Here is a 15489-nt window from a genome sequence, read left to right as displayed (position 1 = left end):
CTGCAAGTCGCGTAGCGACTGAAACTTCCCGTTGTTCCTGACAGAATCCATCCCGACCATGCACCAAGTTCAACGTTTTTTCCGGCACTGGCTTCTGTGGACCATGTGCCTGTGGCTGACACCCGTGGACGTACCGGCCCAGGAGTTTGCTGACTTCGGCCTCGTTCGCTCAACCATTAGCGTAACGCTTCGCCCGGCCGAATACAGCGCCGATGTCACGGCCACGCTTGAACTGACCAACATTGCCCGGCAGGCCGAAGCGCGGACGCTCACCCTGCGGCTGACGAAAGCGGCCAAAGTGACGGCGTTCACGGTCAACGAACGGGCTTTTTCCACGGACGAAAAAAAACAGCCCGGCGGCGATGCGGCCATTGCCACGTACGTGGCGGAACTCTCCCCGCCCCTGGCGCCGGGAGGGAAAGTCACCGCCCGGCTGGCCTACACGCTGACCTACCGCGAAAGCACCAGCTATGCTGCCATCACTCCCGGCGATACGCTGCTTCTGCCGGAGTCCGGCTGGACGCCCTTCATTCACCTGCCCCAGAGCAGCCACGGCCCGGACACGGTCCCCTACGTCCTGACCGTCGCCCGGCCGCCCGATGGCGAAGTCTGGTCCAGTGGGACGCGCCGGGAAACTGATGATGCCATCGTCTTCACTTCAGATTTGGCGGGTGAACCCTGGCTGGTGGTGCAGCCCTTCGGCCCGCCGGTCAGCCGCCGCGTTGCCGCAGATAACGGTGAATCTGTGATGATTCACGTCCGCAGCGCCCAGGGACTACCGGCCGAAACCCAGCGTCAGGCGCAGCGGCTGGCCGAGGAAGTCGAGCGGATTCTGGCCTTTTACCAGAAGTTGTGGGGTGCGGCCCCGGTGCGTGAGTTCCACCTGCTGACAACGCCCCGCCGCGTGGTTGCTGACCGGCGCAGCCCGGAACTGCGTGGACGGGATTTCGACACCGACCGCGCCATCCGGTATGCCGCACCGGGTGCGGTGCTCATCGAAGCGGCGGCCCTGCGCCGTCCGACACTCGATGCCGAAATGGTGGAATGGCTGACGGCGAGCCTGGCCCAGACCTGGCTCGGCGGCAAAGTCCGGCTGCGGGGGCGTGGGTGGGGCATCCTGGCGGACGCGCTGCCGGCATATCTGACAGGACGCTACATCGAACAGCACTACGGGCCGGCCGCCGGGCGGGATTTCTGGTTGCGTCGGAGCTTTGCCTACGGCCGCCTGGCTGCCATCCGGGTTTCCCAGCAGGGTTTCGAGCGGGGCATTGATCTGATTCCGGTGCTCCAGCATCCGGCTTTCCCGGATTACTACGCCAGCATGCCAAACAGGGGTGCGCTCGTTTTCCGCCTGCTGGAACGCCTCGTCGGGCGTGACACGCTGTTGACGGCCATCCGGGAGACCGTCGCCGATCCGGGGGGCACTGCCACCTACGAAGCGTTCCGCAACCGCCTTGTCGGAACGCCGCCCGATGAGCGCCGCGCCAACTTCTTCCGGCAGTGGTTCGAGGAACTCAGCGAGCCGGATTTCGTCATCGGCGTTCCGGTCAGGCGCGAGGACGGCCCGGGCTGGACTTGCGCCCTGCGCAATCTGGGCACGGGCGATGCCAGCCTGCCTGTCGTGGCCATCACTGACAAGGGAGAACGGCTGACCACAACGGTGGAACTGCCTTCCAAAGGCTATGCCACGGCCGTGTTTGAGACCCCGGCGGCCATCACCAGCGTCGAACTCGACCCCGAAAAACTCTATCCCCAGGTGCGCTTCGGCTACGACCGCAACTCCAGGCAGTTCGACAACGACGCCCGCCCGGAGCGGCGCTATGCCTTCGGGCTGCTGCTCGATGCCGAAGCCACACTCACCCGTCGTCTGAAGGCCGGTGAAACCGAAGCGCAGCGTCAGGCCGAGGCGGAAGGACTGCTGCGCGAGGCTCTGGCCCGCGAGCCGGACTTTGCCCTGGCCCTGGCCTACCTGTCCCGCACGCTGGCCGCCCAAGGCAAGCCCGATGCGGCGGCCGAACAGGTGGCCGCCATTCGCCGCGCGGCGCTTCCTTCCCGGTATCCGCTGGCGCTGGCGCTGCTGACCGAAGCCGATCTGGCCATGGCCCGCCAGGCCTACGAGCAGGCGCGCGCCGCCTACAAAGCCGCGTTTGAGATGGAATCCGGCCCGGCACTGGATGAGCAGGCCCGGCGGGGCCTGCTGGCCAGCGAAACGGCCGCCGGACAGGCCTCCCCGCCCGACGAGGAACTCCGGGCCTTCCTGGCCACGATGGACAAAGCCATCCGTACGGGTACGTCCAAGGCACTCGAAACCTGTTTCATCCGCCCCGACACGTCCAGGTTCGTCCTGGGCATCGTGGTTTCCAAGCCTGACGCCTGGACAACCCAGGGCCTGCGCATGGAACGTCTCGACGCCCGCCGCGTCCTGCTCGACGTACGGGTGGTGGTCGTCTCCGCCACGAAGGAAGAACAGACCGGGACGGGACTGATCTTTCTGCGGCGGGTGGGACAGAGCTGGATGGTTGAACGGCTTGACCAGTTCGTGCTGGCCAAACGCTAGCCAAACGCCAGACCGGCCGGTGGGGCCGGTCATTCGACGGCCAGCGAACGGCGGACGCCCGGATGCTGGAAGTACCGCCGGGTGCGGGCCACGTCGTACGCAATCTGGGCGCGCAGCTCTTCCAGACTGGCGAACTTCCGCTCCGCACGCAGCCGATGCAGAAACCGGGTGCGGAGGGATGCGCCGTAGAGGTCGCCGCCGAAATCCAGGATGTGCGTTTCCACGACGCGCAGGCGGTCATCGCTGACCGTCGGGCGGTAGCCGATGTTGGTCACACTGCGCCGCCAGACGCCGCCGATGAGGGTTGCTGTCACATAGACGCCATCGGCCGGGAGCACCCGGTTGATGACGGCAATGTTGGCGGTGGGAAAATCCAGTGTGCGCCCCAGCCGTCGGCCGGTCACGACTTCCCCTTCGACGCCGTAGGGCCGCAGCAGCATCCGCCGCGCCAGGTTGATGCGCCCCGACTGGATGGCTTCGCGCAGGCGCGTGGAACTGACGCGCTTGCCCCGCAGCAGCACGGCTTCGACTTCATACGCGGCACAGCCGTAGTCCACGCCCAGGCAACGGAGCGTGGCGATGTTGCCCTGCCGTCCGTGCCCGAAGGCAAAATCTTCGCCGAGATAGATTTCCCGTGCGCCCAGCGCCCCAAACAGAATGCGCTGCGCAAACTCGGCGGCGGTCAGGGCTGCCAGCGCCGGGTCGAAGCGCAGGACGAGGGTCTGCCCAATGCCCAGAATGCGGAGGGCTTCAAGCCGTTGGCCAAGCGTCTGAAGCAGCGGGGGCGCGGCAGCGGGATACAGGACAGCGCGCGGATGGGGGTCAAAAGTGACGACGGTTGGAACGCAGTCAAGGGCCGCCGCACGCTCGACCACCCGGCGGATGATGGTCTGATGGCCCAGGTGAAGCCCGTCGAAAACGCCCATGGTGAGTACCGTCGGCGTACGCAGGGCAGACGATTGCCAATCGTGAAAGATGTCCATGCAGGCAGTGCAGCCAGCGCCAAAGGATGTATTCGGGACGGATGATACCACCGTCCGAACCGTTCTGTGTGGTGAAGTTACGGGAGGCCAAAGGCACAAAGGGGGCTACGGCTTGCCGGCGGCCCGGTGCAGGCGGTCGCGCAGCCCATCCCAGGCCGGGTCAGCCGGAACCTGCTCGATGACGATGACCTCCACCCCTTGGGCATCCAGTTCGTGCAGCGCCGCGTAGAGCCGGTGGGCATAGGCTTCCGGCTGGGCTGGCAGGCGGAGCCGCCGGGCCCCTGCCGGAGGCGTGATCTCCGAAATGACCAGTGCCGCTGGACGCTGCCCCTGCGCCAGCCACCGGGCAAGGCGGTGTTCGATGTTCGGTACGTCACCTGACGGGACAAGCTCAACGTGCGCCCGTGGGGCGTAGTGACGCGGAAACTGGCCCGGACTGGCCACGACGGCCCCCGGTTGGGGCCGTTGGAAGGGCTGCCCGGCAACCGCTTCCAGCTCTGCCTGGGACAGAATGCCTGCCCGCCAGAGCGTGGGAGGTGTGGTGGTGACATCGAGTACGGCGGACTCGATGCCGACCGGGCAGGGGCCGCCATCGAGCACGGCGGCAATGCGGCCGTCCAGGCTTTTGAGCACGTGGTCGGCTGTGGTCGGAGAAACTTCCGTGAAACGGTTGGCGCTCGGCGCGGCCAGCGGTGCGCCGACGGCGCGAATGAGCGCCTGGGCCACAGGATGTGCCGGCCAGCGGACGCCGACTGTCGCCCCGCCGGCCGTGACCACTGGTGGGATGCGTTCGTGTTTGTGCAGGATGAGCGTCAGCGGTCCGGGGAAGAACGTCTCCACCAGCCGGTGGGCCACCGGTGGAATGGCAACGGCGACCCACTCCAGCCAGTCGCGCCCGGCGATGTGGACGATGAGGGGGTTGTTCGACGGCCGTCCCTTGGCTGAAAAGACCTTTGCCACGGCCTCGGCATCAAAAGCCAGTGCACCAAGGCCATAGACGGTCTCCGTCGGAAAGGCCACCAGTTCGCCCCGGCGCAGCAGTGCCGCCGCGCGGGCAATGGACTCCGGCTCCGGGGACTCTGGATGGCACAGGATACGTTCTGTCAGCACAGGCGTCCGGGTTGCCTTCATACGCATCGTTCACGGAAGGCCCATTATCGTCGCCAACCTTGTCTTGAGCGATTCCGGCAGGTCGTCCAGTGATGTACCGAAGCTATGCCGCCAATCGGTCTGGATGTCCCGCTGGCCATCCGCACCGGTGACTTCCTGGTAATACACGGCATGGAGCGCCGTTCCTTCCAGTGGCACGACGATGATGAGCCGGTGTTCGTCCTCTATCCGGCGCAGGTTGGGATACAGCCGGACGAGGAGATAATCCCCGAACAGCTCAATGGGTTCTTCAAGGTAATTCCCCTGTTCGACGCCATCGAGAAAGTCCTCCCCCAGCATCTCGGCGAGCGGCTTGCGTAACGCCGGCAGCTTGAAAAAGCTGATTTTCTGCACCCGGCCGCGCGGCCCCCTGACATCGTGGTGCGGATAGCGCCCCTGCCAGACCCGAAGCTGCTGGCGGTCAGGCGTTGGCGCCGACGCCGGGGCCTGTGCCGATGTTTGTGCCGATGTTTGCGCCGGGCCGCCGAAGAGGCCCAGACTTCCAGTGAGCAGCAGGAACAGCAGGCATTTCATGGGTTCACGGTACGGCGCGGGAAGGGGTGCGGTCAGAACTGGCTCAAAAACCGCAGGTCGTTTTCAAAGTACAGCCGGATGTCATCAATGCCGTAGAGCAGCGCAGCCATGCGGTCAATGCCGAAGCCGAAGGCAAAGCCGGAGAATTCCGTCGGGTCAATCCCACAGGCGCGCAGGACGTTGGGATGCACCATCCCGGAGCCGCCGAGTTCAATCCAGCCGGTATGCTTGCAGATGCGGCAGCCGGAGCCGCCGCAGAACGGACACTGAAAGTCGGTCTCCGCGCCCGGTTCGACGAAGGGGAAGTAGCTCGGCCGGAAACGCAGTGTCACCGGACGGTCAAACAGCCGGGTGAGAAACACCTGAAGCGTGCCCTTGAGATCGGCCATGGTGATGCCGGGGGCCACGTTGAGACCTTCCACCTGAAAAAACATCGGATTGTGCGTGGCGTCCGGCTCATCGCGGCGAAAGACGCGCCCCGGTGCGATGATCCGTAGAGGGGGCTTGCGCCGCTGCATGGCGTGGATTTGTACGTTTGAGGTCTGCGACCGCAGCGCCAGTTCGTCGTCAAGGTAAAACGTATCGGTCAGATCGCGCGCCGGGTGGTCTGGTGGAATGTTGAGGGCGTCGAAGTTGTAAAACACCGTGTCCACTTCCGGGCCGTCTTCGACGGCATAGCCCATGGCCACAAAGATGTCCTCGATGCGTTCCCGGATTTGCGTCAGCGGATGGGCGCGCCCGCGCCGGCGCACCAGCCCCGGCAGGGTGACATCCACGGCCTCGCGCCGGATGGTTTCGGCTTCCTCGAAAGCCCGTACTTGAGCTTCGAGGTCGGACAGGACGGCTTCGACTTCGGCCTTGAAGCGGTTGAGTGCGGCCCCCCGCACCGGGCGCTGGTCGGCCGGCAAAGCGCCCAGTTCCTTGAGTTTGAGCGCCAGCACGCCCTGCTTGCGGGCCAGCCAGTAATCATTGACCGCCTGCCACTGCCGGCGGGGTGGTATGGATGTCGGAAGTTCAAAGGCCGGCAGCGTCCATTCCGGGAAATGTTCGCCAAAGGTGGTGGCCAACCGCCGGTGGGCATCGGCCATGACGGTCTGAAGGGTCGCGGCGTCGAGGGTGGATGCGTCAGGCATAAAGCGTTCAGGACACGAAACTGGAAATGAAATCGAGATAGGTCGTCAGCCCCTTTTCTCCGAAAAAGAGCGCCACCAGGGCCGCCAGCCCCAGCATGACGCCAAACGGCAGCGCGTGCTGAAGGGCGGATGACCCACGCAGCAGCAGGCGTGGCATGGATACCAAAACCCCCAGCAGCGAGGCCACGAGCAGTACGAAAAAGGTCAGCCCCCCGCCCAGGAACGCTCCGACACACAGCATCATCTTCACGTCGCCCAGCCCCATGCCTTCCAGGTTGCCGGAAACAATCGTATCACCGGGTTCGAGCCGGCCATCCACGGTGTTTTCGAGGGCATCCGGGATACTCGTGATGCGGACGCCCCGTTCACCCGCCTCAACGCAGGCCCCGTCGAGGGCCGTCATGCTGAGTTCCGGTGCGCCGGTGTTGGACGAAGCAAAGTCTGCCGCGGCCAGTTCCTCTGCCGACAGTTCGCTGAAATCCCCGCCGAGCACATAGACGACACCGCGTTTGCCGTCCGCGTGGCGCAGCTTGAGCCGGGCCAGGGTGCCGACCACACAGCGGCGCTTGAGAAAATCCGCCAGATCGTCGGGCGTCCGAATGGGAAAGGCGCGCAGGCGAAAGTAACCGACGCCCAGCACCCAGAGCGTACCGGCGCCAATGGCCATTCCCAGCAGCGCATTGACCAGTGAGCCGGCCAGCCCGTTCATCGGGAGCGGCCGTCCGGTCAGTCCTTCAAAAAACAGGTTCATCCAGGGCAGCCCGACCAGGTTGTGGTCCAGCATCCGCGCCGCCAGCGCCAGGGCCGTACCAGGCAGGGTAATGGCATCGGGCAGGATTTGTTCGTTGAAATCGGTCACGATGAGCGCCACCAGTGCCGCCGCGAAGGCGCAGTTGAAGACACATTGCAACGTGGGGCCAAACACCAGCAGCGCAGCAAGGAAGAGCAGGCCGGTTGCCAGTTCCACCATGGGGTACTGCCAGGAAATGCGTACCCCGCAGGCGCGGCACTTCCCCCGGAGCCATAGGAAACTGAGAATCGGCAGGTTGTCGTACCAGGCAATGGTTGCGTTGCAGCTTGGGCAGTAGGACCGGGGCGGTGAGTTGACCGAGCCGCCGCGTGGCAGGCGGTAAATCACCACGTTGAGAAAGCTGCCGATGCAGCTTCCGAGAACAAAAGCCCAGATGGCCCAAAACCAGAGCGGCAGGCTGTCGTGGAGTTCGACCATCGAAACAAACATTGCCAGAACCAGACCGAAAGCAGTGGATGCCAGGCTTTTAGGCCGAATTCCGGGCGAAAGACAAGAGAAACGGGTTTTTGTTATCGTGCGGGGACATCATCCCGTTCGGGACATCATCTTCGGCAATCCGCCAGACTCTGTAAACGCCTATGACCTTACCCCTTCCCCCACGCGCCCTGCTGAGTGTATCTGACAAGCAGGGACTGGTTGATTTTGCACGCACCCTGCACGCCCACGGACTCGAACTCGTCTCAACCGGCGGGACAGCGCAAACCCTTCTCGATGCCGGCATTTCCGTCCTGGATGTGGCCTCGGTCACGGGTTTTCCAGAAATGCTTGATGGGCGCGTCAAAACCCTGCATCCACGCATTCACGCCGGAATTCTGGCGCGGCGCGACCTGCCGGAACATCTTGAACAACTCGCCCTGCACGACATCAACCGCTTCGATTTCGTCGTCGTCAATCTCTATCCCTTCGCCGACACGATTGCGCGACCGGAAGTCACCCTTGCCGAGGCGCTGGAAAACATTGACATCGGTGGGCCGACCCTCATCCGGGCCGCCGCCAAAAACTTCCAGCACGTTGTCGTCGTCACCGACCCGGCCGACTATGACGCACTGGCGGCGGAACTGACCCACACCGGAAGCATTTCCGCTGCGACACGCTACCGCCTGGCCTGCAAGGCATTTGCCCACACAGCGCGCTATGACCGGATGATTGCCGACTTTCTGGCCAACCGGACACAGTTCGAGGAAGCGACGGGACAGGTTCAGGTTCAGCCCTCCGATGCCTTCCCTCCCCGCCTCTCGCTCGTCCTGCACCGGCAACAGGCGCTGCGGTATGGTGAAAACCCGCACCAGTCGGCGGCGCTCTACGTGACGGCGGAGCATCCCGCCGGTGGTCTGGCTGCCGCCCGCCAGCTACAGGGCAAGGAACTGTCGTTCAACAACCTGCTCGATGCCGATGCCGCCTGGGGACTGGTCAGCGAATTCCGGGACGCGGCGGCCTGCGTCATCGTCAAACACACCAACCCATGTGGCGTCGGGCTGGGGGCCGTTCCGCTCGAAGCCTTCCGTCTGGCGCGGGAAACCGATCCGGTTGCGGCCTTTGGCGGCATCGTGGCGTTCAACCGGACGGTTGACGCGGGCACGGCTACCGAACTGTCTGAAATCTTCCTGGAGGTCATCATTGCGCCCGGCTTCGATGATGCAGCGCAAAAGGTACTGGCGGCCAGGAAAAACCTGCGCCTGCTGGTGGTTGCCGACGAAGCCCGCCCGGCGGCGGCCTTCCGTACGATCTCCGGCGGACTGCTGCTGCAATCGCCGGATGATCGGCTGGCGACGCCGGACGAGATGCGCGTCGTCACCCGCCGGTCGCCCTCCGAGGACGAATGGCGCGACCTGCTCTTTGCGTGGACGGTCTGCAAGCACGTCAAGTCGAACGCCATTGTCTATGCCCGGCAGGGCCAGTTGCTTGGCGTCGGGGCCGGACAGATGAGCCGCATTGACGCCGTCAGGCTGGGCGCGATGAAGGCCCGTCTGCCGCTGTCCGGTGCGGTCGTCGCGTCGGATGCCTTTTTCCCCTTCCGGGACGGCCTCGATGAAGCGGCGCGCCACGGCACACGGGCGGTCATTCAGCCCGGTGGCTCGATTCGGGATGAAGAAGTCATCGCCGCCGCCGATGAGCATGGACTGGCCATGGTCTTTACCGGCATGCGCCATTTCCGGCACTAGACTTCCAGCGCCGGTCATACGCGCTGACCGTTGGCATCAACGGTCAGCGTCACTGCTGGCGCTCACGTCTGGCGGCTACTGGCCGGCAAGGGCTGGCTTGCCGCCGGTGTGCAGGGCCGCAATTCCACCCGACAGGTTGCGCCACTTCACCTGCTGAAACCCGGCCTGTGTCATCCGGGCGGCAAGGGTGGCCTGATCGGGGAAGTTCTGTACTGACGCCGGCAAATACGAGTACGCATAGCCTGACCGTGAGACGGCATTGCCGATGCGCGGCAGAATCTGCGTGAAGTAGAAGCCGAACAGCGATTTGAGGCCGGGCACAACCGGATGGGAAAACTCCAGAATGGCCACTTTGCCGCCCGGCTTCAGCACGCGGTACAGCTCGGACAGCGCACCATCCAAATCCACGACGTTGCGAATCCCAAAAGCGACGGTGGCGACATCGAAACTGGCATCGGCAAAGGGAAGCGCCAGGGCGTCGCCGGCGAGCAGATGCACCGGGCGGCCACTCTGCCGGACTTTCTCCATGCCCCGGAGCAGCATCGGCTGACAGAAATCCACGCCGACCGTGGGAGCCAGACGCCCCAGTTCCAGTGACAGATCGGCCGTCCCACAGCAGACATCAAGGGCGCGGGCGCCGGGCCGCGTCAGCACGTCCTGCACTTCCCGGACGGCTGCACGTCGCCAGCGTTTGTCAATGTTGAGGGAAAGCCAGTGGTTGAGCTGGTCGTAGGTCGGCGCAATGCCGGCAAACATCGCCTGGATGCGCCGGGCTTTTTCCGAACCCTGAAAGGCAATGGGATTTTCCATGGTGAAGAATGGCGACGGGCCCGGGGGAATGCACCGTTTGTTTTTCGATTGCCCCAAGCCGGGCTACAATGGGCCTACTCTACCGGTGAAACGATTCCAGGGAAATGGGGGATGACGGTTTTCATGGCCACGCCTGATGATGTCCGGCGCGCTCGCCTGGCGGCGGACTATGAGGAAATGCGCACCATCCGGGGCGAATACATCCACTGGCAAAACCTCAACGTCCCGGCCACGGACTACATCGTGACGCTTCGGATTCGCAGCTACATCGGCCCCAACACAACCCGCGACGAGCACCAGATTCGGATTCTGCTGTCGCCCAACCATCCTTTCGAGAAGCCGACCGTGATGATGCACGGCATGACCCCCATTTTTCATCCGCACGTGTGGCCGGACGGCAAAATCTGCATTGGTCACTGGGACTTCCGCGAGGGGCTGGCGTCGTTTGTCATCAAGCTGGCGCGTCTGTTTCAGTTCGACCCACAGCTCATTGACCCGCACAGCATCGCCAACTACAAGGCGGCGGACTGGTTCTATGCCAATCCGACGCTGTTTCCCTGTGATCAGGCGCAACTGCCCGTCCCCGGCGAAAAGCCGACGCATACCTTTGTGGTCAAACGGATTACCCCGCCCCGACCGACCGACGGCCGTTCGGGCGGACGCTTTCAGGTTCGCTCATGAGGTACGAAAACGTCGCCGAACCGGCTTCCCAACCTTCGGAAGCCGTTTCCCTGCCGTGGCGGTTTTATCTTGGCTGGGGGCTGGCCGCGCTTCTGGGTCTGGTGTGGCTGGCTGCCGGCGTCATCAAGGCGCTCGAACCCTTTGATTTCGTGCGGCAGGTGGCCGGTTTCCAGCTCGTGCCGGGAAAAGCCATGCAAACGGCCCTAGCTTGGGGCTTGCTTGTGGCCGAGTGCGCGCTGGGCGCGGCGCTGATTCTCGGCTACCGCCTGCGCTGGGCGCTGGTGGGGGCCGGAGGCCTCACCCTTATCTTCATGGGCGCGCTGGGGTGGGTCATCCTCGCCGGCATTCCGGTCGAGGACTGTGGCTGTTTTGGCTCACAGGTCAAACGCAGCCCAAAGGAAGCCCTGCTGGAGGATAGTCTGATGCTGCTGGTGACCGTGGTTTCGGGATGGCTGGTGTGGAAACCGCAGGCCACAGTGACGGCCTTGCAGCCACGCCGCTGGCGCGGTCTGGGCGTCCTGCTCTGTGCGTTGTTTGGTCTGCTCACGCCGCTGGCTTTTGGCTTCCCGCTTGGCGGCAGCGACTGGTCGCGGGTCAAGGTCTCCGGGACCACGGTCAATGTGGCGACGGGCGAACGTCTCGTGGCGCTCATTGACACGGAGTGCAGCCATTGCCAGGAAAGCGTCCCGCAGCTCAATGCCTATGTGGGCGTGAAGGATTTTCCGCTGTTCGTGGCGCTCTGCTCCAATGAGGAATGGCGTCGCAAGTTTTTCATTCAGCGGTTCGGGGCCAAGTTCGAGCTGGGTGAGATTTCCAAAGAGGACTTCAAGCGTCTGCTGGCGGATGGCGACACCCCGCGTATCGTTCTGCTGCGGCAGGGAAAAGTGCTGGCCGTCTGGAATGGCACGCCGCCCAGCCCTGATGAGGTGCGTCGCGCCCGCGCCAAACGTCCGTAGGCCCACCGGATTTCCAGCTTCTGAACGGTACTTGTCTTCTGCTGGCAACAGCACACGTGCTATCCGACGGCTTTCAGGGAAAGCAGATCGGCATCAATCCGCTGCATGGTGGCACGCAGGTCGAGCATGTCCTGGGCAAGAACTGTGATGCGGTGATCGATCCGGCGGGTGCGCGTGTCTATTTCCTGCAGCATGGCTTTCATCGCTGACTGTTCAGACTTCAGCGTGAGGGCTTCTGTCAGCAATCTCTGCTGCGCTGCCTTTACAGCCACAACTTCCGGCAGCAGGTTCTTTGTGACTTCCGTCACCAGTTCCTGAAGTAAAGCCGTCTGCTCAGTCATCGTTCTCAGGACGATTTCAATGGTGGGCTTTGTTTCCATACGGCGCACCCTGCCTTCCCAGTTGGTCTGTCCAGTCTAACCACCGGGCGGGATGAGGACAACGCGAACGCGCCAACCTCACTTTCCCCGGCATCTTGACAGGCGTGGTACTATTTCGCCCTACCGCAGGCCCTTGAGCCGACTTAGCTCAGTCGGTAGAGCGACTGATTCGTAATCAGTAGGTCGCCGGTTCAAGTCCGGCAGTCGGCTCCATTCCTCATCCTGCCAGCTAATCCCTCACCAGACGAATGCTTAGAATGCGGTCCTGGCGCACCAGCCGGTCCAGGGTCTCCCAGCCTTCGACGACCTGCCCGAAACAGGTGTAGCCGCCGTCCAGGTGTGGCTGCGGCAGGTGGCAGATGAACCACTGGCTTCCGCCTGTATCCTTGCCGGAAAGCGCCATGCCGACACTGCCCCGCAGGTAGGGCCGTTCGTTGATTTCGCAGCGAATCTGGTAGCCGGGCCCGCCGTCGCTGTCGCCGCGTGGATCGCCGCCCTGGACGACAAAGTTGGGAACGACCCGGTGAAAGGTCAGGTCGTCGAAGAAACCACGTTCGGCCAGGGCGATGAAGTTCTCAACCGTCAGAGGCGCATCCTCGGAAAACAATTCCAGGGTCAGTTCGCCTTTGGTCGTGGTGATGACGGCGCGCGGATGCCGCGCATACTGCCGCACCAGCCGGCCATAAAAGGCTGCCGGACGGTTTGTGCGGCAAATCCCAATCCGGCTGTCGAGCGTCTCGCCTGCCTGCGCGCGCTCTTCCTCGCTCAGGGTGGACGGAAGCCGCCGCCGGAGTATTTCACCGGCCTGCCTGCGTACCAGCCAGTCCGGGTCACGCAGGGCCAGATCAAAGGCAGCTTCTGTGTCGGGATGCGGGTCGGCTGCCAAGGCCTTGAGGATGGCCAGCCGGGCATCGTTTTGCGTGTCCTCCCGCGCCGTAGTCAGGGCGGCAATGAGCGCCTTTCGCCCCTGGTCGGTCGGCGGCAGCACTTCCAACGCGGCGGCGGCGGCCGCCCGCACCATGACGTCCGGGTGACGCAGTTCCTGCTCCCAGACGGTGGCCCACGCCGGCGTTTTCGGCACGGCCGCCAGCAGCGCCGTGCGCGCACGGGCATCAAGGCCGGTTCGCGCCAGAAAATCCTCGACCACGCGGCGGCGGCGCGGCTCTTCCGGCGGCAGTGCGGCCAGACCGGCAAAGTAATGCGCCTGCGCCCGCCAGTCGTCGTCCGGCGGAAGCAGCGGCTTTTCAGGGTCAGCCCCCAGAAAGGCCGCCGTGCCCAGCCGCGCCAGGGCAATTTCGACTTCCGGGTTGGCCCCCAGCCTGCCCGTCGGCAGCATCCGCAGTTGTTCCAACCACGGTTGCGCTTCCACAGCTTTCAGGCGCCCCAGGGCCTCAGCCAGCGTCAGAAGCTCCGGCAGACCATCCCAGGTCGGGCGCTCATCGGCTTCCACTTTGGCATAGCGGGACAGCCCGGCACGCAGCCGGTCCAGCAATAGCGGGATGACTTCCTCCGGCTGGCGCGCGTTTGACAAAGCCCGGATGACGGCAATCCGTACGGCAACTTCTTCGGAAGCCAGGCGGTGGAGCAGGGCTGCCGTGGCTTCTCCGTCCCCCATGGCGCCCAGCACCCGCGCCAGAGCCACCTGCACAACCACCTGCTCTTCATCCCGGAAGTACGCCACGAGCTTCTCGCGTTCGCGGGTCAGGGTTCTTTCCGCCTCCGGCAGATCGCTCAACCGCGCCAGGGCGTTGGCCGCGTGGAAACGAACGGCAGCATTTGGCGACGCCAGCCACCTGAGCAGCGGCGGCAGGCTTGCCGCATGGCGCATCCGCATCACGGCGGTCAGGCTCAATGTGGTGAACAGCTCACGTTCGCTGCCGGGCGGGATGTCTTCGGCAGGCTGCGGCAGGGACTTCAGCACGGCGGCCAACAGCCCCTGAAGTGTGTCGGCATCGAGGGTTCTGGCATTGGCGGCGGCGATTTTGCCCAGAGCTTCTACGCAGCGCGCCCGCACCGGCAGCATCTCCGTTTCCCGCAACAGCACCCGGCGCAGGTCTTCCAGTGGCTCGGTCGTTTCCAGTTCGCCCAGCGCAAAGGCGGCCATGGCGCGCACCCGCGCGTTGCCGTCATCGTAGAGCCGTTCCAGCAGCAGGGTGTATGACCGGGGATCGCCAATGCGGCCAAGCGCCAGGCAGGCGCGCCGCCGTACGCGGGCGTTGGCGGAACCAAGGAAATCCACGAACTCCTCGGCGTGGTAGTACCGCTCATCTTCAAGTTGAAGCAGCCGTGCAAAGGCCTGCTGGGCTGAGTTGGCGCGCCCCAGAACCGGCGGCGGACCTGAACGCCGCTGCCCCCACGCCGTGGAACACCAGCCGGCCGTCAGACAACACAGAGACAAAAAATGGCGACGGTTCATCATAGCCGGACGTTGTAGCGCAACCGGGTTGCGCACTGCACGGCCCGGCCAGCCACAACCGTCCGTTTTTTCACTCCGGACGGTGGAAAAAGCCACGTGGCAACGCCTGTGAAGAACGCAGCCGCGCCTGGTTGACCAATCCGACCTCGACACTCCCGACCAGCAGATAGCCGCCCGGAGCCAGCGCCTGCTGGATGCGGGCCGTCGTCTGCTGTACGGCCGTGTAGTGCATGTGCGTCAACACATTGCTGCACACGATGACATCGAACGGCCCCGGCAGGTGTTGCCACAGGTGCGGGTCGTACAGGTTGGCATGGCGCAGGCGGATGTTGCGGCGCAACCGGCGGTCAAGCTCGCCCGGTGGTGCATCCGGGGCCTGGCTGCCGTGGAAAAACCGGTCGCGTAGCGCCGGGTCGAGATTGCGCAACTGGAGTGGATGGTAACGCCCCTGGCTGGCATGCAGCAGGGCTTTGCTGCGCAGGTCCACGGCCAGGATTTCGATGCGCCAGTCGGGTGCTTCTCCAAGCAGGTCTTCCAGAATCATCGCCAGCGAGAACGGCTCCTCGCCCGTCGAGCAGCCGGCGCTCCACAACCGCAGGCGCTTCGTGCCGGCGCGCTTCTCAATGAGTTCGGGCAGGACCATGCGCCACAGTGCCCGAAACTGCTCCGGCTCGCGGAAGAAACTGGTTTCACCCAGCGCAATTTCCTCCGCAACCGAATGAAGTTCGCCGGGCGACTGCGCGGCCACGCGGCAGTAGGTCATCTCGTCAAAGAGCAGCCGGCGCGCCTTGTCTGTCACCACCGCCTGCAACGCCGCGCGCAGGGTCTCATTCGGGGCCCAGCCGTAAACCTGGGCCAGCGCCTTTTCGAGCTGCGGCAGGTGGGGATTGGCCAGATTTCGCTTCTTGACCGGCATC

13 protein-coding genes and 1 tRNA gene are annotated in these 15489 nt (G+C 64.4%); 5 read left to right on the top strand and 9 right to left on the bottom strand.

Features of this window, described 5'->3' with window-relative positions; genetic code table 11:
• Nucleotides 1-103 precede the first annotated feature (103 nt).
• Nucleotides 104-2557, top strand: a complete 2454-nt coding sequence (locus J8C05_RS02490; protein WP_211422636.1) for a YfgM family protein — start codon at nucleotides 104-106, stop codon at nucleotides 2555-2557.
• 29 nt (nucleotides 2558-2586) lie between these two features.
• Here J8C05_RS02490 and J8C05_RS02485 read toward each other — a convergent pair whose 3' ends face one another.
• The 5 genes from J8C05_RS02485 to J8C05_RS02465 form a co-directional block, all read right to left on the bottom strand.
• Complete coding sequence (locus J8C05_RS02485) at nucleotides 2587-3540, bottom strand: bifunctional riboflavin kinase/FAD synthetase (RefSeq protein WP_211422635.1); 954 nt, start codon at nucleotides 3538-3540, stop codon at nucleotides 2587-2589.
• Nucleotides 3541-3645: 105 nt separating this feature from the next.
• Entirely contained in the window at nucleotides 3646-4671 is a 1026-nt protein-coding gene (locus tag J8C05_RS02480; protein ID WP_211422634.1) for an L-threonylcarbamoyladenylate synthase, read from the bottom strand.
• Nucleotides 4672-4680: 9 nt separating this feature from the next.
• On the bottom strand, nucleotides 4681-5223 hold the full coding sequence (locus J8C05_RS02475) for a hypothetical protein (RefSeq protein WP_211422633.1): 543 nt from the start codon (nucleotides 5221-5223) through the stop codon (nucleotides 4681-4683).
• Between the two features lie 32 nt (nucleotides 5224-5255).
• Nucleotides 5256-6356: a phenylalanine--tRNA ligase subunit alpha gene (gene pheS, locus J8C05_RS02470; RefSeq protein WP_211422632.1), complete on the bottom strand. Its 1101-nt coding sequence runs from the start codon at nucleotides 6354-6356 to the stop codon at nucleotides 5256-5258.
• A 7-nt stretch (nucleotides 6357-6363) separates the two neighbouring features.
• On the bottom strand, nucleotides 6364-7596 hold the full coding sequence (locus J8C05_RS02465) for a prepilin peptidase (protein ID WP_211422631.1): 1233 nt from the start codon (nucleotides 7594-7596) through the stop codon (nucleotides 6364-6366).
• Nucleotides 7597-7745: 149 nt separating this feature from the next.
• Between J8C05_RS02465 and purH the strand changes: the two genes are divergently transcribed.
• A complete protein-coding gene (gene purH, locus J8C05_RS02460; RefSeq protein ID WP_211422630.1) occupies nucleotides 7746-9329 on the top strand; it encodes a bifunctional phosphoribosylaminoimidazolecarboxamide formyltransferase/IMP cyclohydrolase in 1584 nt (527 codons plus the stop codon).
• A 75-nt stretch (nucleotides 9330-9404) separates the two neighbouring features.
• Here the strand turns inward: purH and ubiE are convergent, their stop codons facing one another.
• Nucleotides 9405-10139 carry a bifunctional demethylmenaquinone methyltransferase/2-methoxy-6-polyprenyl-1,4-benzoquinol methylase UbiE gene (gene ubiE, locus J8C05_RS02455; RefSeq protein ID WP_211422629.1) on the bottom strand — a complete coding sequence of 245 codons (735 nt, stop codon included), beginning with the start codon at nucleotides 10137-10139 and terminating at the stop codon, nucleotides 9405-9407.
• A 123-nt stretch (nucleotides 10140-10262) separates the two neighbouring features.
• Here ubiE and J8C05_RS02450 point away from each other — a divergent pair, with 123 nt between their 5' ends.
• Together J8C05_RS02450 and J8C05_RS02445 are read left to right on the top strand one after the other, a co-directional pair.
• Nucleotides 10263-10820 (top strand): ubiquitin-conjugating enzyme E2, encoded by a 558-nt coding sequence (locus J8C05_RS02450; protein WP_211422628.1) that lies wholly within the window; start codon nucleotides 10263-10265, stop codon nucleotides 10818-10820.
• Entirely contained in the window at nucleotides 10817-11776 is a 960-nt protein-coding gene (locus tag J8C05_RS02445; protein ID WP_211422627.1) for a MauE/DoxX family redox-associated membrane protein, read from the top strand. Before J8C05_RS02450 ends, J8C05_RS02445 begins: the two co-directional genes overlap by 4 nt.
• Before the next feature lie 59 nt (nucleotides 11777-11835).
• Here J8C05_RS02445 and J8C05_RS02440 read toward each other — a convergent pair whose 3' ends face one another.
• On the bottom strand, nucleotides 11836-12165 hold the full coding sequence (locus tag J8C05_RS02440) for a hypothetical protein (RefSeq protein ID WP_211422626.1): 330 nt from the start codon (nucleotides 12163-12165) through the stop codon (nucleotides 11836-11838).
• Nucleotides 12166-12293: 128 nt separating this feature from the next.
• On the opposite strand from J8C05_RS02440, the gene J8C05_RS02435 reads away from it, so the two are divergent.
• A tRNA-Thr gene (locus J8C05_RS02435) sits at nucleotides 12294-12369 on the top strand.
• A 16-nt stretch (nucleotides 12370-12385) separates the two neighbouring features.
• On the opposite strand, the gene J8C05_RS02430 is transcribed toward J8C05_RS02435, so the two are convergent.
• The gene (locus tag J8C05_RS02430; protein ID WP_211422625.1) at nucleotides 12386-14554 is read right to left on the bottom strand and encodes a peptidylprolyl isomerase; all 2169 of its coding nucleotides are present in this window, start codon (nucleotides 14552-14554) and stop codon (nucleotides 12386-12388) included.
• Nucleotides 14555-14642: 88 nt separating this feature from the next.
• Nucleotides 14643-15488 carry a CheR family methyltransferase gene (locus J8C05_RS02425; protein WP_211422624.1) on the bottom strand — a complete coding sequence of 282 codons (846 nt, stop codon included), beginning with the start codon at nucleotides 15486-15488 and terminating at the stop codon, nucleotides 14643-14645.
• Nucleotide 15489 lies beyond the last annotated feature (1 nt).

The sequence above is a fragment of the Chloracidobacterium sp. N genome (genome assembly GCF_018304765.1).
Classification (GTDB): domain Bacteria; phylum Acidobacteriota; class Blastocatellia; order Chloracidobacteriales; family Chloracidobacteriaceae; genus Chloracidobacterium; species Chloracidobacterium aggregatum.
Note: the sequence above shows the minus strand (reverse complement) of the source record. Positions and strands in the feature narration are given on the sequence as shown.

Coding starts and splice junctions, on each gene's coding strand:
- J8C05_RS02490 (WP_211422636.1), top strand. CDS start 104: ATGTGCCTGTGGCTGACACCCGTGGACGTACCGGCCCAGGAGTTTGCT.
- J8C05_RS02475 (WP_211422633.1), bottom strand. CDS start 5,223: ATGAAATGCCTGCTGTTCCTGCTGCTCACTGGAAGTCTGGGCCTCTTC.
- J8C05_RS02445 (WP_211422627.1), top strand. CDS start 10,817: ATGAGGTACGAAAACGTCGCCGAACCGGCTTCCCAACCTTCGGAAGCC.
- J8C05_RS02485 (WP_211422635.1), bottom strand. CDS start 3,540: ATGGACATCTTTCACGATTGGCAATCGTCTGCCCTGCGTACGCCGACG.
- pheS (WP_211422632.1), bottom strand. CDS start 6,356: ATGCCTGACGCATCCACCCTCGACGCCGCGACCCTTCAGACCGTCATG.
- J8C05_RS02465 (WP_211422631.1), bottom strand. CDS start 7,596: ATGTTTGTTTCGATGGTCGAACTCCACGACAGCCTGCCGCTCTGGTTT.
- J8C05_RS02425 (WP_211422624.1), bottom strand. CDS start 15,488: ATGCCGGTCAAGAAGCGAAATCTGGCCAATCCCCACCTGCCGCAGCTC.
- purH (WP_211422630.1), top strand. CDS start 7,746: ATGACCTTACCCCTTCCCCCACGCGCCCTGCTGAGTGTATCTGACAAG.
- ubiE (WP_211422629.1), bottom strand. CDS start 10,139: ATGGAAAATCCCATTGCCTTTCAGGGTTCGGAAAAAGCCCGGCGCATC.
- J8C05_RS02480 (WP_211422634.1), bottom strand. CDS start 4,671: ATGAAGGCAACCCGGACGCCTGTGCTGACAGAACGTATCCTGTGCCAT.
- J8C05_RS02450 (WP_211422628.1), top strand. CDS start 10,263: ATGGCCACGCCTGATGATGTCCGGCGCGCTCGCCTGGCGGCGGACTAT.